Origin of the sequence: Paenibacillus sepulcri (assembly GCF_042647105.1) — a bacterium.
GTDB classification, from domain to species: Bacteria; Bacillota; Bacilli; order Paenibacillales; family Paenibacillaceae; genus Paenibacillus_Z; species Paenibacillus_Z sepulcri.
Window position 1 is genome coordinate 351,321 of record NZ_JBHRUP010000001.1, and the last position, 23,586, is coordinate 374,906.

Here is a 23,586-nt window from a genome sequence, read left to right on the forward strand (position 1 = left end):
CGTACGATACCGCCGAGTACGATACTTCCATTGAAATATATGCAGCGTATCATGAAGAAACGACTGCATCCATATTTTGTAATATAACTAAATTTATCCCCAATAAATCATAGAAATTTAACGATGTAAAATATTATACATTTCTATAAGTTGAACAAAAGAGGCCACGCGCTCGTGCAGCGGCTCGTGACCTCTTCTTTATATGCTATAAAACTGCTCAAGAATATTATTTCTTGCTCGCAATGGCATGAATCGGATGTCCCAGTGCCAGTTCGACAGCGTCGAGAACAATTTCACCCAGTGTCGGATGCGCATGAATCGTGAGTGCGATGTCTTCAAGCGTTGCGCCCATTTCAATGGCAAGACCAAGCTCAGCAATCATATTGGAAGCTTCCACACCGGCGATTTGCGCGCCAAGCACAAGCTCGTTGTCCGCATCGGCAATGATTTTGACAAAGCCTTCTTTCACGCCGAGCGACAATGCGCGTCCATTGATGTTGAACGGGAATTTGCCGACTTTCACGTTGTGGCCTTTTTCTTTGGCTTCCTTCTCGGTGTATCCTACGCTGGAAAGCTCAGGATCGGAGAAGACAACAAGCGGAATGCATTTGTAATCAACGGCGCTTGCTTGTCCCGCGATCGCTTCAGCCGCAACACGGCCTTCATACATGGCTTTGTGGGCAAGCGCCGGTCCTGCAGTGATATCGCCGATCGCATAGATGTGCGGAATGCTGGTGCGGCACTGCTCATCAATCTCAATCAGACCGCGGTCGGTCATTTTAAGGTTGATCAGATCAAGGCCAAGCTCTCCATCCGTGTTTGGACGGCGTCCAACCGTAACGAGCAGATAATCAGCCGTTACTTGCTTTTCTTCTCCGCCGACGGTGTACGTAACCGTTACGTCCTTGTCGGTTTGTTCCGCGCCTTTGGCCTGAGCGCCAGTTACGATTTCCGCATTGGCACCCTTCAATTTCTTCGCAACAAGCGAAGACATGTCAGTATCAAAGCCAGGCAGAATGGTTTCGGTACCCTCGATAATCGTTACCTTCGTTCCGAAGCGCGCATACATTTGGCTGAGCTCGATTCCGATGTAGCCGCCGCCGATTACAACGAGGCTTTTCGGAATTTCCGGCAAAGACAAGGCGCCGGTCGAGGATACGATACGTCCGCCGTAAGGGAATGCTTTGAGCTCGATAGGACGGGAGCCTGTCGCGATAATGCAGTTCTTGAAACGGTAGCGCGGAGCTTCGTTATCATTAAACACGCGGGCTTCTGTTTCATTGATGAACATAACCTCGCCGTTGAAATATTCGATCTTGTTGGCTTTAAGCAAGGAAGCAACGCCGCCGGTTAATTTCTTGACGACACTGTTTTTGAATTCCTGTACTTTGCTCCATTCCACTTTGACGTCCGAAGCGGTAATTCCGAATTCCGAAGCATGACCGATGGAATCGTATTGATGGGATGCGGAGATCAGTGCCTTGGAAGGAATACATCCGACGTTCAGGCATACGCCGCCCACATATTCTTTATCCACAACAAGCACGTTTTGTCCAAGCTGGGCGGCACGTATAGCCGCGACGTAACCGCCAGGACCTGCACCGACGACTAACAAATCAATATCTAGTGAAGCGTCACCTACTACCATGGGTTATACCTCCATTACAAGCAATTGGGGATCGGCGAGCAGCTGCTTGATGTAATTCAAGAAATTCTGAGCTGTCGCGCCGTCAATGAGCCGATGATCAAAACTGAGTGATAGAGCCATAACCGATGCCGCGACGATTTCGCCGTTTTTGACAACCGGTTTTTCAGAAATGCGGCCTGTGCCAAGAATAGCCACTTCCGGGAAGTTAATCACCGGCGTGAAGAACATGCCGCCTGCAGAGCCAATGTTGGTGATGGAGATTGTGCCGCCTTTCATCTCTTGAGCGGCAAGCTTGCCGTCGCGGGCGCGACCGGCGAGTTCCTTGATCTCATCGGCGATCATCCACACGTTCTTGCGGTCAGCATCATGGATGACAGGTACGACAAGGCCGTTGTCCGTATCCGTCGCGATGCCGATATTATAATATTTCTTAAAGACAATTTCCTGCGCTTCTTCGTCCAGCATGGAATTCAGCTGCGGGAACTGACGGCAAGCAGCGACAAGCGCCTTGACGATGAAAGGAAGATAGGTCAGCTTGACGCCCTTCTTCTCTGCAACCGGCTTAGCTTTCGTACGCAGTGCGACAAGCTCTGTAACATCAACCTCATCCATCAACGTTACATGCGGAGCTGTATAGACGGATTTGGCCATGGCTCCTGCAATGATTTTGCGGATGCCTCTAAACGGAATGCGCTCTTCGATGCGATCGCCGGCCGGAACGGCTGCCGCTTGCGGCTTGGATGCCGCTGCGCCTTGAGCTGCTGTTGTTTCCTGCGCGCCTGCTTGCTGGCCTGCAGCCGGCTTGCCCCCGCCTGCCGCGAAAGCTTCAACATCTTCACGGGTGATACGGCCATTCTTGCCGGAGCCGGAAATATCACCGATGGCAGCGCCCTTCTCACGGGCGAACTTGCGTACGCTTGGCGTAGCCAGAACGAGACTGTTTGCAGCTTTTGCCGGCTTGGCAGGCTCGCCTGATTTGGCAGTTTCTGCTGCTTCCGGAGCCGCGTCCTTGGCAGTCTCGGAAGCGCTCGTGTCCGGAAGCTCGGTTTTCGCAGGCTCTTTGGCAGCTGCGGTATCCTGACTTTCCGTTTCCCGCTCTTCCTGATGAGGCAGCTCGCCTTCCGCATCAATGATTGCAACGACATCGCCGACATGGCATACTTGCCCGTCCTTCACGAGAACTTCAAGCACTTTGCCGTTAACCGGGCAAGGAACCTCCACGATTGCTTTATCGTTCTGCACTTCCATTATGATATCTTCGTCTGTTACCGTGTCGCCGGCTTTAATATGCATCTTGACGATTTCGCCTTCATGCAGCCCTTCGCCCAGCTCCGGGAACCGATACTCAAATTTCGCCACGTCCCGTGACCTCCTTCCAGGTCTTCACGACCTGCTTGTCTGTTTAATCTGGATTATGGGATAAGACAATTAAAAGTTTCTCACGTCGTTAACCGCCTTGATAATGCGTTCAGGCGTAGGAAGCCAGGTCTTCTCAATTTGTGCGAATGGATAAACCGTATCCGGCCCGGCGACACGCAGGACCGGGGCTTCCAAATGAAGAATCGCTTTTTCATTGATTTGGGCAATGATTTCCGCAGCGGCTCCGGACGTTTTTTGCGCTTCCTGAACAACGATAGCGCGGTTGGTTTTTTGAATCGAAGCCACGATGGTATCAATATCAAGCGGCATTAAGGTTCTCAGATCGATAACCTCCGCCTGAACGCCATCCTTCTCCAGCTGCTCAGCTGCTTTAACCGCCGTATGAACCATTGCTCCGTAAGCGATAATGGTCACGTCGCTGCCTTCACGCACGATGTTGGCCTTGCCAATCGGAACGGTATATGCGTCTTCAGGCACATCTTGGCGGAAAGCATGATACAGGTTCAAGTGCTCCATGAAGAATACAGGATCATTGTCGCGAATGGCCGAGACCAGCAGGCCTTTAGCGTCATAAGGGTTGGAAGGTACAATAACCTTAATGCCCGGCGTTTGAATCGCGATGCCCTCCAGAGAATCGGTATGCAGCTCAGCAGCGCTGACGCCGCCGCCAAAAGGGGTACGGAATACGATTGGCGCGTTGTAGCGGCCGCCTGAGCGGTAACGCATACGTGCCGCCTGGACTAGCATTTGGTCAAGCGCTTCATAGATAAAACCGACGAACTGGATTTCCGCTACCGGACGAAAGCCTTGAATGCCCATCCCGACCGCCATGCCGGCAATTGCGGATTCAGCAAGAGGGGTATCGAATACACGGTCTTCGCCGAATTCGCCCTGCAGGCCTTCCGTCGCACGGAAAACGCCGCCGACCTTCCCGACATCCTCTCCGAATACAAGCACATTCGGATCATTTCTCAATTCGACGCGCATCGCGTCGCGAATCGCTTCTTTCATATTCATTTGCGCCATCGCTGAAGTTTCCTCCTAAGAGTTTTTCTGTGATACATCTCGCATATTCATCCTTGTGGAGCAGAAAGACTCACTTCGAAAGCATACACTGAGTTTTTCTGTGATCCTCTTGCAAATCTATATTTACAATTCCTTATTAAAAATCCACTTTTTGCTCTTCCAGATGCTGCGGAGTGTTTTCAAACATCGAATCGATCAAGCCGTTGACAGTCATTTTCTCCGTTGCTTCGGCTTTTTTGATATTCTCGTTGACTGCAGCTTTGGCTTCTTCCTTGACGCGGGCTGTTTCTTCCTCCGACCACAGACCTTTTTGCTCCAGGTATTTACCGAAGCGTACGAGCGGATCCTTCAGACTCCATTCGCCCTCTTCTTCCTTGGTGCGGTATTTGGACGTATCATCAGCCATGGAATGCGGGCGGTAACGGTAAGTCAGCAGCTCGATCAATGTCGCGCCTTCGCCATTGCGGCCCCGTTCAGCTGCTTCTGATACGGCTTTGTAAACAGCCAGAACATCCATCCCGTCTACTTGAACGCCTTTGATGCCGGCAGCCAATGCTTTGTGGGCAATGGAGTGCGCTGCAGTTTGTTTCTCAAATGGTGTCGTGATCGCATAGCCGTTGTTCTGAACGACATAAATGACCGGAAGCTTGAATACGCCGGCAAAGTTCATGCCTTCATAGAAATCGCCTTCCGAAGAACCGCCATCGCCTGTATACGTAATGGCAACGCGCTTCTCATTGCGTTTCTTGAATGCCATTGCTACTCCGGTGGCATGCAGAATTTGAGCGCCGATAATGATTTGGGGCATCAGCACATTGACGCCTTCCGGAATCTGACCTCCGTGCTGATGACCGCGGGAATACAGGAATGCCTGATAAAGCGGCAAACCATGCCATACGATCTGCGGCATGTCACGATAGCCGGGGCAAACAAAATCCTCTTTGTTCAAAGCATATTCGCTGCCGATCATGGATGCCTCTTGTCCGGATACCGGTGCGTAGAAGCCCAAACGGCCTTGTCTGCCGAGATTAACCGCACGCTCATCCCAAGTGCGAGTGAATACCATACGGTACATAATTTCTTTCAGCTGATCGTCGGACAGCTCGGGCAGGTAATCTTTGTTAACGATTTCACCATCTGGCGATAATACGGATAGCGGTTGAACCGGTTCTGTCTGAACTTCATAAGGAACCTTACTCATATCGTTCACCTCAGTTAAATATTTGATAAACCGTGAGTCTCTGTTATAGAATGATTATAACCCTGTTTAAGCTGGATGGTCAAAGTATAAAATAGATAAAACCTTCTATTTTTCTAAGTTTCGGACTATTTACTCATGTCATTGTATATGTAACAGATTGAATTTTCTACTGGTACAGAATAGTACACTATCATCAAAAACAGAGCCCGAATGATCATTCCGGCACTAAGGGAGCTTGAACGTTATTCCGTGGATCTCACTTCCTTTTGTTTACCCACAACGATGACAATCCATGCAATTCGAGAGGAGTTATTTATTTATGACGGATCAACGCTATTTAAAAAGAACGATTGTAAAAGAGGTTGTCAGCAGCCAGCACCTGCCGGAGGGGTCACGGGAACTGCGCGTTTATCTGCCGCCGGGTTATAACGAGCTGTTGTCCTATCCGGTCGTCTATTGCCAGGACGGCGAAGACTTTTTCAATTTCGGCAGAATCGCCACACTTGCCAACCAGCTCATTCTCGATGAGGGAGTAGAGCCATTCCTCATTGTCGGCGTGGATGTGGACAAGCAGAAGCGCACGGCGGAATATTCACCCGATGGTGAGCTTTATGACGGATATGTCGCTTTCTTCGCCGAGGAGCTGATTCCTTTTATCGAGGACAAGTACCCTGCTCGCAGGGAGCCCTCGCACCGGATTCTGGCAGGAGACTCGCTCGGAGGTACGGTGTCCCTTCATATTGCGCTCGCTTATCCGGAGCTGTTCCATCAGGTTATTTCGTTCTCGGGGGCTTATTACCCTGAATCCCGGTCCATAGCTTCCCAAGAAATCGATCTGAAGCGGCTGACTCTCTATATGATTGTAGGTTTGCAGGAGACCGATTACCAGACTGACAGAGGCATCTATAACTTCGTGGAAATCAACCGGGAGATGAAGCAGGTCCTGGAGGAAAGAGGGGCCCGTATTCACTATGGTGAACATGAAGGGCGGCATGTGTGGGGTTTCTGGCAGAAATATATTCCGGAAGCGCTGCACACCTTCCTGCGCAGCGAATGATTTTTTATAAAATAAAGACCGCAGCTGTGTGGCCGATTCGTAAATCGGACAACAGCTGCGGTCTTTTTTACACCTGCGTTAACTTTTCTTCCTTTATCCGCTCCAGCAGGCGGGCGCAGCCCAGCGCAACCAGCTCATAAACCTCATCAAAATTACCTGTATAGTACGGATCCGGAACATCGCATGTTTTGCGGTCCGGCAGCAGATCCATAAATTTGAACACCTTGGAGTGGCCATCCGATCTGCTTCCGAATAATTGTCTCACATCGCGCTCATTATTATTGTCCATGCATACGATATAATCATTATTGCTGTAATCATCCAGTCTTACCTGCCTTGCGCGAATGCCTTCGTATGAGATCCCATACCGGTCCAATAGCCCCCTTGTTCCCTCGTGAGGGGGTTTTCCCAAATGCCAGTCCCCGGTACCTGCGGAATCAACGGCGATAACACCTTCCAGCCCAGCCTGAACCAATTGATGGCGAAAAACGGCTTCTGCCATGGGCGACCGGCATATATTGCCTAAACATACGAATAATACGGAAATCATAGATGACCTTCTTTCTCCTTGTTGTCCTTTGCTTCCGCGGCCCGTTCTTCCTGAAGCTCCTCGGCGTAAACAGATTGAGCCAGTACAAATTTAAGTGACCGGCGCGGAAGTCTCCATCTGTAGTGTACCGATAACATTCTGAAAACAATCACGATCACGAAAAGAAACAGCAGATCCAGAGTGGTAGTAAACCAGCCCAGTCCAATTGCCGCCCCTGCCGCCATTGCCCATACCGCATAAATTTCATCTCTGAGCACAAGCGGCTTCCGGCCGGCAAGCACATCGCGGATCATCCCCCCGCCAATTCCCGTAAGCATGGCGGCTACGATTACCGCACTGAGCGGATGCTTCCCGGTTGCGTACAGCGCCCCTTGAATGGCGAAGGCCGACAGCCCGATCGCATCGAAAAACGCTTCGCTGCGTTTCCAGTGCTTGATCCATTTGACGGGCAGAATAAAAGCGATTGTCATGGCTATGACAGCTGTTTTCAGCAGCATTCCCTGTGTCCACAGCATCGTTACCGGCACATCAATGAGCAAATTCCGGATGACGCCTCCGCCAAATGCGGTCACCAAGCCAAGCACATAGACGCCAAGGATGTCGTATTCCTCTTCCATGGCCACAATGGCTCCGCTGACTGCAAAGGCGATCGTACCGATAATGCTGAACACTGTGAAAATGTCCATGTTGAGTTGATAATTCACGTCATACTGCCTCCGATTGCCAACACGGCAGCCAAAGCATTCACCAAAGCGAATGCCTCTTCGCCAGGAGTGACTCGTTTTAATCCTCTCTCATTTTATCCGCGGTCAGCTCAATCGGCAATAGCCATTTGATATTTTTAATACTGGTCAATCTTGGTGCAGCCCGGGTATACTGACAAAAGAATTATTTTGGAGAGGAACGATCCATAGCCGTGCAAATTAATCGCATTCTTATTTTCACCGGAGGCACCCTTGACTTGTGGGCGCTTGATCATATCCAGCATAATGATTATATCATTGGCGCCGATGCCGGTGCGCTTTTTCTCATTACACATGGGATAAAACCCAATATTTCACTGGGCGATTTTGACTCCGTGACCGCAGAGCAGCTGGAGAGGATTCAGGCTGAGAGCGGCGAAACCCTGCCTTGCGACCCCATCGACAAAAATTATACGGATACCGAGCTCGCCTGGAATCTTGCGGTAAGCAAGCGTCCCCGACAGATTATTTTGCTTGGCGCGCTCGGTACCCGTTTTGACCATACCCTTGCCAATGTCCATCTTCTGCGCTTGGCCCACAGTGCGAATATAGACGCTGTCATTATTGATAAACACAATCGTATTTCTTTAACCTCAGATGAGAAGATAATACTGGCCAAGGAATATCCGTATGTGTCCCTGCTCCCGCTCACCGCTGAGGTAACAGGCATCACGCTGACCGGCTTCCAATATCCGCTTTATGAAGCCACCCTGGAAATTGGACAGTCGCTTGGAATCAGCAATGCCATGACCGGCGAGCAGGCCGTCATACGGATCAGAGAAGGGCTGCTGCTCGTTATTGAAAGCCGTGACTGAGAACGGCGGGCGTATGCTTACGACTTTGGTTCATCTGGAGGAGTCACGATCTTCAGTCCTGGGACATATTTGCGGCTCATGGTTTTTCTCGTTTTACGGTTTCCCTTGGAATCAAACACAATATCCATATCATATTCACTGCCCGGATAGAGCTGATTCCCGGATATATATAAAGATAATCGTTTGTGATTAAAGGTCAATTTATTCTTCTGCACCTGAACCACTACGTCTCCGCGCTCATCAGCCGGCTTGTAGACTATCCCTGTTCGCTTCAAGGGGCTGATCCAAACGCAGTCACCTACCGCAAATGGCTGCTTGGCGTCCTCGCCGGCATTGATTTCGTTTGTGGCGCTCTTCTTGGGCTCAATGACCGGGAAAAAGTTTGTCTCCTCCGTTTTTGCTTCTTCTTTGATTTCCACATCTGCTGATTCCGAATGCTGAACCATTCCCGTCCGATAGGCGGCGGCTCTCTCTTCAGCCCTGCTCACCACCCGCTCCGGCAGGCCATATCGTCTGGCTATGGCAAACGCATAGCTGTCGCCGGCCTCCCCAATCTCGAGCTTATACAACGGCTTCAGTGTGTTCGCATCGAATGCCATCCGCGCATTGGTACAGCCTTGCGTACGGGCGGCAAAACGCTTGATTTCATTGAAATGCGTCGTTGCGGCAACCAGCGAATGCTTGGCCAGAAATTCCTCCAATACGGCAATGGATAACGCGATCCCCTCATCCGGGTTAGTGCCGGCAGCCAGCTCATCGAGGAGGATCAGTGTACGCCCGTTTGCGGTCATGAGCATTTCGCGCAGGCTTTCCATATGGGCGGAGAAGGTGCTGAGCGACTGCTCTATACTTTGTCCATCGCCCACATCGGCCATGATATGAGCAAAGACGCCAAATTCGCAGCCCTTCCCGGCCGGAATCATTAAGCCTGCCTGGACCATCAATGTGAGCAGCCCGATCGTCTTAAGCGTAACCGTCTTGCCTCCTGTATTCGGCCCAGTGATGATGATCTGTCTGAAATCCCTGCCAATCTCCACGTTCAGCGGAATACAATCCGTTCCGAGCAGAGGATGTCTGGCATCTGTCAGCTTGACGGAAGGCCGATCCGTGAGCGTTGGCGCAACGCCTTCATAAGACCGCGACAGCTTTGCCCTGGCGAAAATAAAATCAAGCGACGCCATGGCCTCGACATTCCACCGCAAGCGGTCCGTCTCCTGTTCGGCCAGCTCCGATAGTCCGGATAATATCACTGTCCGCTCGCGCTCCTCCGCACTCTTCCACATTTGCCACTCCGCCTGCAGATCCGCCACGTCAACCGGTTCGACAAAAAGTGTCTGTCCGCTTGCTGATTCATCCCACACCGTTCCAGGCACCTGCTTGCGCAAATCCCGCTTGACAGCAATGACATAATGGCCGTTGCGCTTGCTCACGATCTGCTCCTGCAGAGCGTTCTTATATTTGCCCAGGGAATGGTCCAGCTTGCGCCGGGTTCGCTCTTCCGCAGCCTCAAGATGCCGGCGGATATCGGCAAGTCCCGGACTTGCCTGATCTGTCAGCAATCCATGCCTGATGCATCGCTCCAGCTCCTTGCGAAGCTCAGGACAGTCATGCATGGAGTCGGCATAACCGCTAATTGTCGGTGCGGCATCACGCTTGGCATCCATGTACCTTTTCATCTGGGAGACTGCTGTAAGCCACAGCGCCAGCTGCCCCAGCTCAAGCTCGGAGTAGATCTTGCCTTTACCCAGCAAAGCCATAAACGGCACCATTCCCTCCATGGCTGAGAGTGGAACGCTCGCTCCTGCAGCAAGCAGTCCTGCTGCTTCCCCCGTCTCGCGGAGCCACGACCGGACCTGAGCAGGATTTGTGCTAGGGATATGACGCTGTGCAAGCTCCCTCCCCGAATCGGATACTGTGTAGTGGATCAATTTGTCTTTCATTTTGTTGAATTCCAGTTTGTTCATACTCGTCTCGTTCATCATTGCAGGATACCTCCTATTGGATAGTGTGAAAAAGTGAATAAAAAAAACAGGAACAGAACGCATCCGCGTTCCATTCCTGTTTGTGGTGAACGGCTGTACGAATAAAGCAAGCCCTCCTGGCTTCCTGCTGCATCACTGGAAACAGGAGCATCGGCTTAAGCTTATCGTGACAATGAAAAAGCGTGCTCATAAAGAGCACGCTGATTCGCCGTTTAAGCAGGCGGAAATCGTCATGTTCTTAACTCATGGCGATACCCCACTTAACAAGCATTCAAGAACGAACAAACCTGCCTTTTGATCCGGCACGCCCATTCATGCTCAAAGCTTACTAACTGATAACTGAGCAATTCCATCTGTTATTGCTAACAGTTACAGTTGCTGCTAACCAAGCAATCGAATACACGATTGCTAACGGTTACAGTTGCTGCAGCCGAGTCATCGAATACTCGATTCCTAACGGTTGCAGTGTGAGGTATCAATATCCAATTACGAGTTAAGAATCCCGACCGTCATTAAAATTTCCCCCTGCTATTTGAGATTAGCTTTATCATAACTTCCAGAAATGTGTCCGTCAAGCGCATAAGCCTATCCCTGAAGCGTCAATTTGAGCCCGGTAGTGGCATAGGAAACATGATCAGGCAGGCCATAGTCACGCCTTAAATCGATATCGTGTGACATATGGGTGAAAATCGCCTGCTTCGCTTTCCAATCCCTTACAAGCTCGAGCGCTTCCGTCACATCATAGACCGACCTCGAATCAAACGGAAAGGGCTCGTGATAAAAGCTAGTTCCCAGGACCAGCAGATCCAGATTTTGCAGCGGTATGACCTGTTCATCTGTAAGAGCGATGGCATCTGAGCAATACGCCCAGGACGTACCGCTTCTTCCATGCGTGAACCGGAAGGCATAGGCGTAGCCATTTTTGCCATGATTGATTTTCCAGCAGTCCACATCCCAGGAGCCGAATTGGAGCCGTGCCGTAATCGGCCGGAAATCTATATTACGTTGAATCCAGGGGAAACGCTGGTTGATCTCGGCAATCACATCCTCCATCGCATAAGCTTCTCCGCGATAGTTTAACCATCGGCACATGTCCGCCCATTCCGCTAAACCGCCGATATGGTCGAAATGAGCATGCGTAATCAGAATGCGGTCTATGCGCTTCAAGCCGGCCGATTCCATCTGAACCCGCCAATCCGGTCCGCAGTCAATCAGCATCGTGCCGTATTCAGAATCATCCAGATGGACAAGAGAACGATATCTGCGATTTAGTCCGCCCTCCCGGCGGGCTTCGTCGCACACCTCACAGCTGCAATACACGCGAGGGACACCCATGGAATCCCCCGTCCCCCAGAAAGTAATGGTTGTAGACAACGATCGTTTCCTCCTTAGTCACTGCTGGAACGTTAGCTTACTTAAGACCGATGGTTCGTTTGGAATCAGAATACTTTCAGGGCAATGGTTTCATGCTTCTTAAGGCCTTCGATCATTTCATGCCAAGATTCCGGTTTATCCGGAAGCGCGGAATAATAAGTGGTGAGAAAATCAGCGACCAACGAAGAAGGCAGAACATTCAAATCCTCGTCTTTTGGCAAAAAACAAAGATCCAATCCGCCAACCGCTTCCCCGTTCTCCTGCCAGGAAGGATGGAGATAAGAAAAATCAAGCCTCTTGTAGCCGATATGTGAGAGTACTTCGCGGCGAATATGCGGATTCATCGGCGCTACGCCGCCAAAATGATAGTCTACAGTCTGCGGATTGTAAATTTCGGCGAACATCCCGATCGGCTCTGTGCCGCTCCCCCTGGCAAGCTGGGCAATATGCTTCTCCCGGCTGCGCAGCAGAAAGCGACCAATCCCCAGATTCGCCCGACCAATGATCGTAAAGTCCGTCATCGCTACGCGCATATCGGGATAATAACGGTACTCGGTAGCTCCTACCACATCTTCACCGTCTACGGCGACATACACGTGAATGCCGCCATCCTGAAGCGGTCCCTCCCATTTTTCAAAAGCGTAAACCTCTTCCGGCGGGAACACCACCTGCATGAGCTGATGCATCTTAACAAATAACGGATCTTTGATTGATTGCACGCGAACATAGTCCATCTACGATCACTCCATTCTTCATGATTTATGGGACATGAACGGATTACGCCACTCCATAAGCGCCGCATAATGGCAGGATTCCTCATCCTCGAGGTAATTCTCCATGATGCCCACAGGAAGACGCCCGCAGCGCAGCAGGAAGGAAATCACAGGATCACTGCGAACGCCCGCTGCCACATCTGTCAAATATTGTTCAGCGGACTTCTCAGCGGACACCACATGATAGCCAGGCATGCGGCCGCCGCCCAGCAGCCTTTTCAACTTCAAATGAACGACAACCTCATAAAGAGACTGCATCAGCCATTTGCCTATCCCTGTTTTTCTATAGTTAGGGATAACTCCCAGATCAACCACATACAGGGTATCGCCAAAAGAGTCATGGTTGCGAATGTAGCCGCTGTCCGTGATGGACTCCCAGCTGTGACTGCCTGACAAGGATGCGTCCTGAAGCAGCAGCGAGGTCATTGAACCGATTAACTGGCCGTCCGCCTCCGCACATATCGCTCCTTCGGGAAAACGAGTTACATGCTCTCTAAGCTGCTCTTCATTCCACCACAGGTCCGAAGGAAACGGAGGAGGAAAACAAGCCTTCTGGATAGCGATCATGCCGTCTGTGTCATCCAGCGTATAATTGCGGATCACGACTTTTACCGGACGCCCCGAAGCAAATACGATCAATTCTTTATACATGGCCTCTCCCCCATATATATTAAGGAATTCTAATGATTTTTTAATAAATTCACTGCAACCTTTGGTAACTCTATCCTTTTTCTCTCAATGGTAAAAATTGAGATGTTTTTCATCTGCTATAGTAAGCAAGTGACTTTCAACCAGAGAGATTCGAGAGGTGCAACCAACAAAATGATAAAAGCTATTCTGTTTCGCAAATTGGCTGTCGTAGGTATCAGTGCAGTTATAGGTATTTCTTCTCTGGCAGCGGGTCATGTCCCCAAAGCAGAGGCGGCAACGGCTTCCACCGGAAGCAAAGTAATCAAATTGGGCGACAATTACTTGGGCGTCAAATATAAACTGGGCGCTGCCAGCGGAATCAGCACTGCATTCGATTGTTCATCCTTCACCCAATATGTATTCAAGAAAGTCGGCATTACACTGCCCCGCACTTCATCGGCCCAATCCAAAAAAGGAACATATGTTGCGCGCAAGAACTTGAAAGTTGGCGATCTTGTTTTCTTCTCCACTCCCAGCTCCGGTAAAAAAGTGGGACATGCGGCTATATACGCCGGCAACAACAAAGTACTTCATACATACGGCACCGGAGGCGTGAAATTTACAAGTCTCAGCAATTCCTACTGGAACTCCCATTATGTAACCGCTAGACGCGTTCTTTAGCTCTACTGCAGTACGTACAAGTGAAAAATACTGCCGGTCAAAACGGGAACGGCTTCGCATTCAGCACATTGAATTTGCGAGGCGGTTGTCGCTTAAAGACCGGCTTATTTTTTTTGCGGTAAAATAATGGTAATCGTGGTCCCCTGCTCATGCTTGCTGGAGACGTCGATTTGACCGTCGTGCAGCTCTACAATCCGCTTGGCAATGGATAGCCCGAGTCCGACTCCGCCGGTGGAACGGCTTCTTGCTCCATCCACCCGGAAGAAGCGTTCAAATAAATATGGCATTTCATCCTCGGGTATACCGATCCCTTTGTCGGAAACCGCGATGCGGACGGAGGATTTGGTTAACGTGAAGGTTATGTCTATCGGCTCTTTGCTGTATTTGATGGCATTGTCCAGCAGGATGACCATCAGCTGACGGACTTTCTCCTTATCCGCAGTAATCCTAAGCTCCGGCTTGGGCGAATGCACGCGTATCAGGCGCTGGAAGGTCATATACAGCATATCGGCCGTTTCATCGGCCAGCTGGACCACATTGAAGGTCTCCATGTTCAGCCAGGCCTCCTGCTCCGCCTGTGCCAGCATCAGCATGGATTTTGTCAGGTTTTGCAGCCGCTGCGATTCTTTGCTGATCGCTTCAATCGCTTCGTCGCGGATTTTCTCGTCGTCCCTTCCCCACCGCTTCAGCATGTTTGCATAGCTGCTGATCACCGTAATCGGGGTTTTCAATTCATGGGAGGCATCCGCCACAAACTGCTTCTGATGCTCGAAAGTCCGGTCCAGCCGGTTAATCATCTGGTTAAAGGCTCTGGCAAGCTGCAGCAGCTCCGCCGATTGATCCTTCTGATTCAGTTCAATCAGACGAAGCTTGCCGCTGCGGTCGATCTCCCGCATCGTCTGGACCATATGCTGGATCGGCGAAGTCAGCCTGGAGGTAAACCAGTAGGTCCCCAATATAGCAAACAAAACCGCACCGATGCTGGTAATCGAAAGTGCGATAACCAGAACCTGCAGGTAGCTGTCCAACAATGTAAGCTTGCGGTAAAGCTCGAGTGTCCCGATCACCTGAGTTTCCTGGTAAAGCGGAACCTTCATATACAGCGCTCTGCGCCCATCGATAAAAATCATGCCGGTGTCATGCTGTGTGGTAAACACCGGCTTCAAATCCAAAAGCTGCGGGTCGGAGCCCTGTACATTAATGACCTTGCCCTGCGGGTCGACAATGCGGATCAATTCGCTTACATTGTAATAGTCCCGCAGAAGATCATATTCCTTCAGTCTCAGCGGGTCGTTGATCCGCTTGTCCTCCAGCAGAATATTCACTTTGTTCGTCAGCAGCTGATCTTCACTGCGCATCGATATCTTGATTACAAACAGATAGACGAAAATGTTAAACAAAATCAGGATGAAAATTAACCAGAAAATCGTAAAGAATGTGAACCTTCTCCGTAAGGTCATGCGTCCGGCTCCTTAAGCATATAACCTACCCCGCGGACCGTATGAATCAGCTTATGCCGGTAGCCTTTATCGATTTTCTGGCGCAGATATCGGATATACACGTCGACAAGGTTGGTCTCTCCGATGAAATCATATCCCCAAACCTCGGACAGGATGTCCTCCCGCGATTTCTCTTCATTCTTATGCTCGGCCAAATAAACCAGCAGCTCGAACTCCCGCGGCGTCAGTTCAATCGGGATATCTTTGCGGAAGACCTTCCTGGAGCGCAGCTCAATGGAAAGATCCGCAGTCTTGAGAATATCCGGACTTTCCGTCTCCTTCGGCTGCTGCTGAAATATGCGAAGTAAATTACGAACCCGCGCAAGCAATTCCTCCATTGCAAACGGCTTCGTAATATAGTCATTGGCGCCATGCTCGAAGCCGCTGACCTTATCCGGTATCGTGTCCCGTGCGGTCAGCAGGATGATCGGTATCGGATTGCCCGCGTTCCGCAGACGGCGCAATACCTCAATGCCGTTGAGCTCCGGCAGCATGACATCCAGCAGGACCAGGTCCCACTCATTCGATTCCGCTTGTGTTATTCCGCTCCTGCCGTCTGCGGCACGGCCTACGGAATAGCCTTCGTGCTCAAGCTCAAGCTGCAGAATGCGGGCGATGCCATCTTCATCTTCTATAACAAGGATGCGTTCGTTCATCTGGTTGTCCTCCTACTTCTTTGCGATCAATTAGAGGCCATTATTTCCCCTATCATAATGAAGCAAAGCGTTGAATGCAAGTGGGAGTCCATGGTGACCGCAAGCAGCAGTTTACTTGTATATGCAGCGAACAGCATCGCCGGCCGGAGAGCTTCCTGGAATGGAAGGTCCGAAACATTGATTTATCATCATCAAATTGTGGATATTAGAAAATTATCGTTGACTGCTGCTCTGCATGGACCATGCCTCGACATCCCACACCTTTGTGACCCAATCCTCATAGAATTCCGGTTCATGAGAGACCAGGATGATCGTGCCTTTGAATGCTTTAAGGGCCCGTTTGAGCTCTTCTTTGGCTACTACGTCCAAATGGTTGGTTGGCTCATCAAATGCGATCCAGTTGCTCTCGCGCATCATCAGCTTGCACAGGCGGACTTTCGCCTGCTCGCCGCCGCTAAGATGACTCAGCGCCCGTGTAATATGCTCATTCTTCAGTCCGCAGCGGGCCAGCGCGCCCCGTACTTCGCTCTGGGTCATATGGGAAAACTCGTTCCAGACATCATCCAGCGGAGTCAGGCTAGGCGCTTTGGCCTCCTGTTCAAAATAAGCGGGAAACAGGAAATCCCCGCGGTAGGTCTTCCCGTCAAGCGGTGGAATGACCCCAAGTATCGTCTTGAGAAGCGTGGACTTGCCGACGCCGTTGCAGCCGACAATCGCAATCTTGTCTCCTCGCTCAATCAGCATGTTCATCTCCGGCAGCAGCGGCTTGGAGTATCCGATGGCAAGTCCTGTCGCCTCAAATACGGTTTTGCCGCTTGAACGGGATTCCTTGAAGCTGAAGGTCGGTTTCATGGCTTCATCAGGACGGTCGATCCGGTCTATGCGGTCAAGCTGCTTCTCGCGGCTTTTAGCCCGTCCGCTTGTGGAAGCTCGCGCTTTATTGCGTTGAATGAAATCTTCCTGCTTCTTGATGTATTCCTGCTGCTTCTCATAAGCATCTATATGCTGCGCTTTATTCAGATCCGCCATCTGCAGAAACTTCTCGTAGTTCGCCGTGTAGCGGGTGAGCTTGGCAAACTCAAGATGGTAAATGATATTGACGACTTCATTCATAAAGCCCGTTTCGTGGGATATGAGCACAAAGGCGTACGGGTAGTTCTTCAAATAATTCGTCAACCAGGTAATATGCTCTTCGTCCAAATAGTTCGTAGGCTCATCCAATAATAAGACCGTCGGTTTCTCCAGCAGCAGCTTGGCAAGGAGCACCTTCGTACGCTGGCCCCCGCTTAATGAGGAAACGTCGCGGTCCAGACCTATGGCATTCAGCCCCAGACCGTTTGCCATTTCCTCCACCTTGACATCCAGCAGGTAGAAATCGCCGATTTCCAGCTCCTCCTGAATCTCGCCCATCCGGACAAGCAGCTCTTCCAATTTGTCCGCGTCCGCGTCCGCCATTTGAGCGGCGATTTCATTGAGCTCCTTCTCGAGCTCCAGCAGCGGGAGATATGCGTCCTTCAGCACATCGCGAATGGTTTTGCCCGGCGTCAGCTGGGTGTGCTGATCCAGGTAGCCGTAACGCACCCGCGGCGTCCATTCCACTTTGCCGCTATCCTTCAGCAGCTTGCCTGTCAAAATATTCATCATGGTTGATTTGCCGGTACCATTGGCGCCGACAAGTCCGACATGCTCTCCTGCGAGCAAACGGAAGGAAACGTTTCTGAATAAGGTGCGGTCACCAAAATTATGGGATAAATCTTCAACTGTCAGTAAACTCATGTTCATGTGCTCCGTTTCTGTATGGTCGTTTAACGATCGGCATGCTTCCCGCATCCGTAGAAATAAGCACTGAGCCAAATTGCGGCATTAGTGCATTAACCGGCAGAATATCCATACCGCTCGCGTACCATTGTATCACAGGAGCTTGTCAATTGTGTCAACTTCAAGCAAAAAGGTTGCTTATAAAGGGCTGAAAGGCCTTCTCAAGCGCTTTCATCCAAGCCTTGCGGGCGGTTGCCCACCCACCGCTCCACATCAGCTCTGCCCATGCTTCAGCCGGCAGCAGCGGGATGGATATTGCAGGCTTGCCTGGAATCATCGACAGCCACTCTGTGCGGTAATTGAATTTCATATCCTTGTTGGCGATCCACTTCGTCGCAAAACCCTGCTTATCGCGCTCGAAGCATAGGACTTGCGCCGCCTTAATCCGCGAAGGCGTCCATTTGAAGGGAAGAGGGTCCACCACGAACAATAATATATCGGCGCTCAGAAGCTGCTCCTCCGCTTCCCGCTCAGTCCATTTGCTGGATACATCGGTTATGACCACTGACTGGTTGAGAGATTCCATCATCAATCTGTATTTCAGCGCATCATCCGCACTCTCCCGGGGAAGCTCAGGAAGAAGCGTGTGCCAGACGATATGATTCTCGCTGCTTGTTCGCGTCCGCGTAAAGCGTGAATCCAGCGGCCTGTCCGAATCGGGGATGGATGAGGCTGCCTCCAAATTCAACAAGGCATGCCATTCAGGCTCAAGCAGCGGATGCTCCACCGCCGCACAGTCTATACCATGCTGCTGCATCAAACGGGCAAGCGTGATGGACGTGAAGGTGGATCCGGCACCGGGTGACAACGAGGCAACGGTAATATGCACGACAGCTTTGTCTGCTTTAAGACTATACCGCTGTCCAGCGCGAGCAGACGGTCCATGAATACTTATGGCCTGCGCGCCGGCCCTGCCGTTCTTCAGGCAGTCTTCCAGTGCGCTCCTAGCTTCGAGCATGGAGGGATAACGGCAGTTGGGCCGCGGATCGACCATCTGACCGATCACACCCCGGACCGAAGCTGAGATATGCGCAAGCATACCGCTTCCCGTCATTCCGCTGCTTTGCAGTTTTGTCCCTCCGCTGAGGAGATAGAACAACAGCGCTCCAAGCCCGAACACATCCGTTCGCGCATCGCTTTGCCTCTCCCCTTCCTGCTCCGGAGCTGCGAAGCCAGGCGTTCCCAGCTTGACTGTGTCGTGCTCCTGACCGGATTTATACCTTCTGGCGATTCCGAAATCAATCAGACGCACGTATCCGCTATGGTCAAGCATCACATTGGTCGGCTTGAGGTCGCGGTGAATAATAGGCGGATTTTGCATATGCAGATAATGAAGGGCGTCACTAAGCTGAATGCCTGTCTCGAGCGCATCTACTTCAGACATAATCCCCGTTCTGCTGCTTCTTAAACGCGATTGCAGCGTTTCGCCGTCAATATAATCCATGACCAGTATTTCCCTCCCCTCATCAGGAGGGTAATAATCGACGATCAGCGGAAGTCGCGGATGATTGAGCCTCATCAATAGGGCAGCCTCTTCAGCGCTGTACAAACCATCCGCAGTAGGAGGCTTATTCACTTTCAGGGCGCGCAGCTTTCCCTGCAGCCGGAGATCTTCTGCCGCATACACATCCCCCATCCCTCCCTGGCCGATCAATCCTGCAATCCGATACCGCTCCCCGATTACAGCTCCAATTTCGTACCCGTAATTCCCTTCCATGTCCATCTTCCGGTCCTCCCGCTGCTATCATTTATACAAACCCACCTAACTAAAAAACAAGAAACAAGAAGAAACAGCTTCCTCCATTCCCTGGCGGCAAAAGCAACGCTTCTCCATTTGGACCTTAAAGACACCAACAGGAGCAAGCTTGATTGGTATAAGATCAAAAAAAGCACCCCGAAAATACAGACTCTTGGTCTGTACGATCGGGATGCTTTCCCAAACATTAGCATATAGGTTTTGTTTACCGTTTAATCAAGTATAACGTAATTTCATCACGGTTGTGAAACAATTGTTTTGCTTTGATCAGCACGAATGCGGACTCCAGCTTGGCAATAACGTCACGGATCGTTTGAAGCGGTTTTTTGTGCATCAGCTTGAGGGTAATGATCGCTGTTGCACCAGGTGAAAGGGCATCGATCTGCTCCAGCACCAGCTTCGCCATTTGCATGGGGCTCCAGCTCATGTCGCAGACCAGCAAATCAAATGTTTCCGGGTTGAACTTCACATCCGAAGCATTTTTCTTCAAATAGGTCAGCCGGTGATAGCTGGCCAGTGAAGGATGCAGATCGGCGGGATCGACAGAAGTGACACGAAGACCGCGGTCAAGCAGCAAATGGGTCCACCCTCCAGGGGCCGCACCGATGTCGAGAGCTTCGCCATATTCGGCAAAATCAAGCTTGAAGGTCCGCTCCGCTTCCAGCAGCTTGAACTTTGCCCTGGAGATCTGGCCATCTTCACGCTGAAATCGGATTGCTCCGCCCGGCCAGTCCGACAGCTGCTCCTCGGGTGTGCCCCAGCCGACATAGAACTCCTCCGGACCCGCATAAATGGAAAGAATCAAATCCGGCGACTGCATTGCCGGCTCGCTGCCAAGCTCAGTCAGCACCGCATCCAGCACAGCCTTCGTATCGGCTGCCGAATAAATAAAAGGCGTACGCTCGGCACGCCGCAGATGCACGGCAGCAGAGCGGCCTTCACAGCGAATGCGCGCACTGCGCACCAGATCGGACAGAGCCTCCAGATCATCGGCATTCCCATGAATGGGAAGCGCACGATCGATCGGCTGGATATGGCGCAGAAAAATCGGCTCCTTGGCTTGCAATACGGCCAATACCTCTTCACGGCTTTGCGGGAGCTCCATGCGAAAAATCTCCCCGGCAGCCAGCTGGGTAAATTTAATCCCATCAAATAAACGCCGCAGCTCTTCCATTGCATAACTGGCAAAGCCATGATTAGCCGTTCCGATCCACTGCGTCAACGCTCCATTCCTCCCTGCCTTGCGACAGCCCGAATCCACGGCCTGCCATCTACCCACTCCACTTCAACCGGCCAGTCATAAGCCTGACTAAGCGCCTCCGCGCTCAACACCAGTTCTTTGGGACCCGCTGCCGTCAGCCGTCCTTCATGCAGAAGGGCAACATGGGTGAACAACGGGATAATCTCCTCCAGATGATGGGTCACATAAACCACCATCAACCCCCGGTCGCTCAATCTGCCCAGATCAACCAGAAGCTTCTCCCGTTCATGCAGATCAAGACCCGCACACGGCTCGTCCATAATGAGAAGCTTGGGATTCGACATCAGAGACCGCGCAAGGAGTATTTTTTTGCGTTCCCCTTGGGATAGCGTTCCAAGCGGCTGATAGGCCATATGGCCGAGCCCTACTTCTTCAACAAGGCGTATCGCCTTCAGGCGGACTTCCTCATCAATAGCCTGATAGAAACGCAAAAATGCGTATTCTCCTGTTGCAACAATTTCCCAAACCGGATCGGTTAGCGATAGCTTCTCGATAACGGATTGGCTGATATATCCGATTTCCTTGCGCACCTCACGCACGTCGCAAGCGCCGTAACGGTTGCCCAACACATCGACCGTACCGGAGGATGGAAACATATAACCGGTCATCATTTCCATCAGCGTCGTTTTGCCCGAGCCATTGCGCCCCAGAATAACCCAGTGCTGGCCTTTTTCCATATGTAAATTAACACCGGTCAAGATATCACGCTCTTCACGGCGCAGTGTTATTTCATTCAAATGAATCATTTCGTATTCCCCCTGTTATTACACCAGCATTGGTCCATTATGAATTACAATATGGGATGGCGCATGCTGAAGCAGTAATTCCATCATCTGCGCTCGGCCTGCGGGACTGGATGTATGAAAATAAATCGCAAGCGGGTATCGGCCGCTCTCCACGATGTACCTGGCTACTTCAAGGCCTGTGGGCTGACCCCATCCAAGATCGTAGTCAAGCGATAGAATATTCACTTCTTCATGCCCCAGAAGCTGCTTGCAATCCTCGGCATTTTTGACAAGTGTGAAGCCCGCCGGACAAGCCCGGTAATCATCGAGATACACATTAATCATCGGCTTCCTCCCATACTCCGAACAAGCCTGAGCTGTTCCATGTGTGTACCGTCCGCGCCAGACGGCGTCTCCAAAATAAAGGGGATCTGTGCAAGTGCAGGGTGGTTGAGCAGCCATCTGAAGCCTGCTTCGGCGATGTACCCTTCGCCGATAACCGCATGGCGATCACGCTTCTCGCCGGAAGGGTATACCGAATCATTCAAATGGATGGCAATCAGATGCGGGAGAACGCCAAGCTGCCCCGCCTTCTCCATCCATGGCGCATCTGGGCTTCCATTCCACACTCCGCTCGCAAACAAATGACAGGTATCGAGGCAAAAGCCGATTTTCTCCTTATCGGCACATAAGCTTCGCACCTGGGCAAGCTCCTCAATCGTCGTTCCCATAAACGTATGGTCGCCCGCCTGATTCTCGATGAGCAGCTTTGCACGGCCGCTCCATTGCGTCGTTACACTGCTTAAAGTATGAACGGCATTGCGGTAACCTTCCAGAGGCTCCTTGCCCTTATATACTCCAAAATGAACCACCACGCCAAGCGATCCGCACGCCTCCGCAATGTCCAGGTCATTCAGCAGCGACAGGACCGTACGCTTACGCTGGTCCTCGCTCTCCGCTGCCACATTCGTGGGATAAGGAGTATGGCCAACGGAGACGATCCCCTGCTTCCGGCAAAATTCCGCACAGCGGGCGCCATCGCTGGCATCAAATGCCTTGATGCTCAAGCTTCTCGGGTTTTTCGGAAAATATTGAAAGGCATTGGCCCCCAGCGCTGCCGCGCGCTTGGCCGCTTCAAGGTAACCGCCTCTTGTCGACACATGAGAACCGGCGAGCATAGGCTTACCGGTCCTTTTGGCAGGATGGGCAATAAAACATTTTGCGGGAGTTGATCTCCCCCTGCTCAATCGTCCCATCGCACCGAACGCACGGCTCCCCGCCACGATCATACACAAGGCAGTGGTCGTTGTAGCCGCCGGTTAATGTATCGTCAGCCGTCAATGGCATTTCCATATATCCGCCGAGGGAGGCAGCATTCAGCAGCACTTTATGCATGGAATGGTACAGATTCTCCCAGGTTGCCGGCTCCAGATCGGATATGTGGGCGTCTGGACGGACAGCGGCGTCGAATACGATTTCGTCGGCATAGCAATTGCCAATACCGGAGACGACCTGTTGATTCACAAGTGCGGTCTTCAGCGATCCTCTTTTTCCGGCAAAACGTTTCTTGAACTGCTCGAGCGTCAATCGTTTATCCAGCGGGTCCGGTCCTAATTTGGCCAGATGAGCTTCCACTTCCTTGACCTTGTATAGGTGGATATAACCGAGCCGGAGACCGATAAAACATAATTCTCCGTTCGGAAATTCTAGCGCCACCTGGACACTGCGGTCCGGACGCTCTGCCGGCGGTCCAAAATGAATCAGGCCTCCCAGCATCAAATGAAGCAGCAGCCGCTTGCCGTTGTCCAGATGAAACAGGAGCATTTTGCCCCTTCGCTCGACAAACAGCACCGTTGCGCCAACCAGCTCCTGGGTAAAAACCTCAACGGGCACATTGATTGATTTCTCGCGGGTGACTTCAACTTTCGTAATCGGCTGCCCCGAGATGCGTTCAGCGAGCATTTTACGATAGTTTTCCATTTCCGGCCATTCAGGCATCGGGTTCTCTTCC

The 23,586-nt window shown here is 51.3% G+C and carries 22 protein-coding genes; 3 read left to right on the plus strand and 19 right to left on the minus strand.

Features of this window, described 5'->3' with window-relative positions:
- Positions 1-226: 226 nt before the first annotated feature.
- From lpdA to pdhA, 4 genes are all read right to left on the minus strand, one after another.
- Positions 227-1,648 carry a dihydrolipoyl dehydrogenase gene (lpdA, locus tag ACFOLF_RS01565; RefSeq protein ID WP_210040601.1) on the minus strand — a complete coding sequence of 474 codons (1,422 nt, stop codon included), beginning with the start codon at positions 1,646-1,648 and terminating at the stop codon, positions 227-229.
- Positions 1,649-1,651: 3 nt separating this feature from the next.
- Positions 1,652-3,007 carry a dihydrolipoamide acetyltransferase family protein gene (locus ACFOLF_RS01570; protein WP_210040599.1) on the minus strand — a complete coding sequence of 452 codons (1,356 nt, stop codon included), beginning with the start codon at positions 3,005-3,007 and terminating at the stop codon, positions 1,652-1,654.
- Between the two features lie 69 nt (positions 3,008-3,076).
- Positions 3,077-4,054, minus strand: a complete 978-nt coding sequence (locus ACFOLF_RS01575) for an alpha-ketoacid dehydrogenase subunit beta (RefSeq protein WP_210040597.1) — start codon at positions 4,052-4,054, stop codon at positions 3,077-3,079.
- Between the two features lie 136 nt (positions 4,055-4,190).
- Positions 4,191-5,255 (minus strand): pyruvate dehydrogenase (acetyl-transferring) E1 component subunit alpha, encoded by a 1,065-nt coding sequence (gene pdhA / locus ACFOLF_RS01580; RefSeq protein WP_210040595.1) that lies wholly within the window; start codon positions 5,253-5,255, stop codon positions 4,191-4,193.
- A 319-nt stretch (positions 5,256-5,574) separates the two neighbouring features.
- On the opposite strand from pdhA, the gene ACFOLF_RS01585 reads away from it, so the two are divergent.
- Positions 5,575-6,312: an alpha/beta hydrolase gene (locus ACFOLF_RS01585; protein WP_210040593.1), complete on the plus strand. Its 738-nt coding sequence runs from the start codon at positions 5,575-5,577 to the stop codon at positions 6,310-6,312.
- A gap of 67 nt (positions 6,313-6,379) precedes the next feature.
- Here the strand turns inward: ACFOLF_RS01585 and ACFOLF_RS01590 are convergent, their stop codons facing one another.
- Together ACFOLF_RS01590 and ACFOLF_RS01595 are read right to left on the minus strand one after the other, a co-directional pair.
- The gene (locus ACFOLF_RS01590; RefSeq protein WP_210040591.1) at positions 6,380-6,862 is read right to left on the minus strand and encodes a low molecular weight protein-tyrosine-phosphatase; all 483 of its coding nucleotides are present in this window, start codon (positions 6,860-6,862) and stop codon (positions 6,380-6,382) included.
- Entirely contained in the window at positions 6,859-7,548 is a 690-nt protein-coding gene (locus ACFOLF_RS01595; RefSeq protein WP_210041007.1) for a trimeric intracellular cation channel family protein, read from the minus strand. The genes ACFOLF_RS01590 and ACFOLF_RS01595 overlap by 4 nt, the downstream gene beginning before the upstream one ends.
- A 230-nt stretch (positions 7,549-7,778) precedes the next feature.
- Here ACFOLF_RS01595 and ACFOLF_RS01600 point away from each other — a divergent pair, with 230 nt between their 5' ends.
- Complete coding sequence (locus ACFOLF_RS01600) at positions 7,779-8,420, plus strand: thiamine diphosphokinase (RefSeq protein ID WP_210040589.1); 642 nt, start codon at positions 7,779-7,781, stop codon at positions 8,418-8,420.
- Between the two features lie 17 nt (positions 8,421-8,437).
- Here the strand turns inward: ACFOLF_RS01600 and ACFOLF_RS01605 are convergent, their stop codons facing one another.
- The 4 genes from ACFOLF_RS01605 to ACFOLF_RS01620 all read right to left on the minus strand — a co-directional run bounded on the left by ACFOLF_RS01605 (position 8,438) and on the right by ACFOLF_RS01620 (position 13,200).
- The gene (locus tag ACFOLF_RS01605; RefSeq protein ID WP_210040587.1) at positions 8,438-10,402 is read right to left on the minus strand and encodes an endonuclease MutS2; all 1,965 of its coding nucleotides are present in this window, start codon (positions 10,400-10,402) and stop codon (positions 8,438-8,440) included.
- Positions 10,403-10,987: 585 nt separating this feature from the next.
- Positions 10,988-11,776, minus strand: a complete 789-nt coding sequence (locus ACFOLF_RS01610) for an MBL fold metallo-hydrolase (protein WP_379113861.1) — start codon at positions 11,774-11,776, stop codon at positions 10,988-10,990.
- 65 nt (positions 11,777-11,841) lie between these two features.
- A complete protein-coding gene (locus ACFOLF_RS01615; RefSeq protein ID WP_210040585.1) occupies positions 11,842-12,510 on the minus strand; it encodes a GNAT family N-acetyltransferase in 669 nt (222 codons plus the stop codon).
- An 18-nt stretch (positions 12,511-12,528) separates the two neighbouring features.
- Positions 12,529-13,200, minus strand: coding sequence for a GNAT family N-acetyltransferase (locus ACFOLF_RS01620; RefSeq protein WP_210040583.1), 672 nt, complete (start codon positions 13,198-13,200; stop codon positions 12,529-12,531).
- A 171-nt stretch (positions 13,201-13,371) separates the two neighbouring features.
- Here ACFOLF_RS01620 and ACFOLF_RS01625 point away from each other — a divergent pair, with 171 nt between their 5' ends.
- Complete coding sequence (locus ACFOLF_RS01625) at positions 13,372-13,860, plus strand: C40 family peptidase (protein ID WP_210040581.1); 489 nt, start codon at positions 13,372-13,374, stop codon at positions 13,858-13,860.
- Positions 13,861-13,964: 104 nt separating this feature from the next.
- Here ACFOLF_RS01625 and ACFOLF_RS01630 read toward each other — a convergent pair whose 3' ends face one another.
- From ACFOLF_RS01630 to ACFOLF_RS01670, 9 genes are all read right to left on the minus strand, one after another.
- Positions 13,965-15,320 carry a HAMP domain-containing sensor histidine kinase gene (locus ACFOLF_RS01630; protein WP_210040579.1) on the minus strand — a complete coding sequence of 452 codons (1,356 nt, stop codon included), beginning with the start codon at positions 15,318-15,320 and terminating at the stop codon, positions 13,965-13,967.
- Positions 15,317-16,015, minus strand: a complete 699-nt coding sequence (locus ACFOLF_RS01635) for a response regulator transcription factor (RefSeq protein ID WP_210040577.1) — start codon at positions 16,013-16,015, stop codon at positions 15,317-15,319. The genes ACFOLF_RS01630 and ACFOLF_RS01635 overlap by 4 nt, the downstream gene beginning before the upstream one ends.
- A 213-nt stretch (positions 16,016-16,228) precedes the next feature.
- Positions 16,229-17,791 carry an ABC-F family ATP-binding cassette domain-containing protein gene (locus tag ACFOLF_RS01640; RefSeq protein ID WP_210040575.1) on the minus strand — a complete coding sequence of 521 codons (1,563 nt, stop codon included), beginning with the start codon at positions 17,789-17,791 and terminating at the stop codon, positions 16,229-16,231.
- A 163-nt stretch (positions 17,792-17,954) separates the two neighbouring features.
- Positions 17,955-19,556, minus strand: coding sequence for a serine/threonine-protein kinase (locus tag ACFOLF_RS01645; RefSeq protein WP_210040573.1), 1,602 nt, complete (start codon positions 19,554-19,556; stop codon positions 17,955-17,957).
- Positions 19,557-19,794: 238 nt separating this feature from the next.
- A complete protein-coding gene (locus ACFOLF_RS01650; RefSeq protein ID WP_379113863.1) occupies positions 19,795-20,811 on the minus strand; it encodes an SAM-dependent methyltransferase in 1,017 nt (338 codons plus the stop codon).
- Positions 20,808-21,596 (minus strand): ABC transporter ATP-binding protein, encoded by a 789-nt coding sequence (locus ACFOLF_RS01655; RefSeq protein WP_210040571.1) that lies wholly within the window; start codon positions 21,594-21,596, stop codon positions 20,808-20,810. Before ACFOLF_RS01655 ends, ACFOLF_RS01650 begins: the two co-directional genes overlap by 4 nt.
- A gap of 18 nt (positions 21,597-21,614) precedes the next feature.
- Entirely contained in the window at positions 21,615-21,920 is a 306-nt protein-coding gene (locus tag ACFOLF_RS01660; RefSeq protein WP_210040569.1) for a cyclic-phosphate processing receiver domain-containing protein, read from the minus strand.
- Positions 21,917-22,753 (minus strand): deoxyribonuclease IV, encoded by an 837-nt coding sequence (locus tag ACFOLF_RS01665; RefSeq protein WP_210040567.1) that lies wholly within the window; start codon positions 22,751-22,753, stop codon positions 21,917-21,919. Before ACFOLF_RS01665 ends, ACFOLF_RS01660 begins: the two co-directional genes overlap by 4 nt.
- Before the next feature lie 4 nt (positions 22,754-22,757).
- On the minus strand, positions 22,758-23,573 hold the full coding sequence (locus tag ACFOLF_RS01670; RefSeq protein WP_210040565.1) for an Fpg/Nei family DNA glycosylase: 816 nt from the start codon (positions 23,571-23,573) through the stop codon (positions 22,758-22,760).
- Positions 23,574-23,586 lie beyond the last annotated feature (13 nt).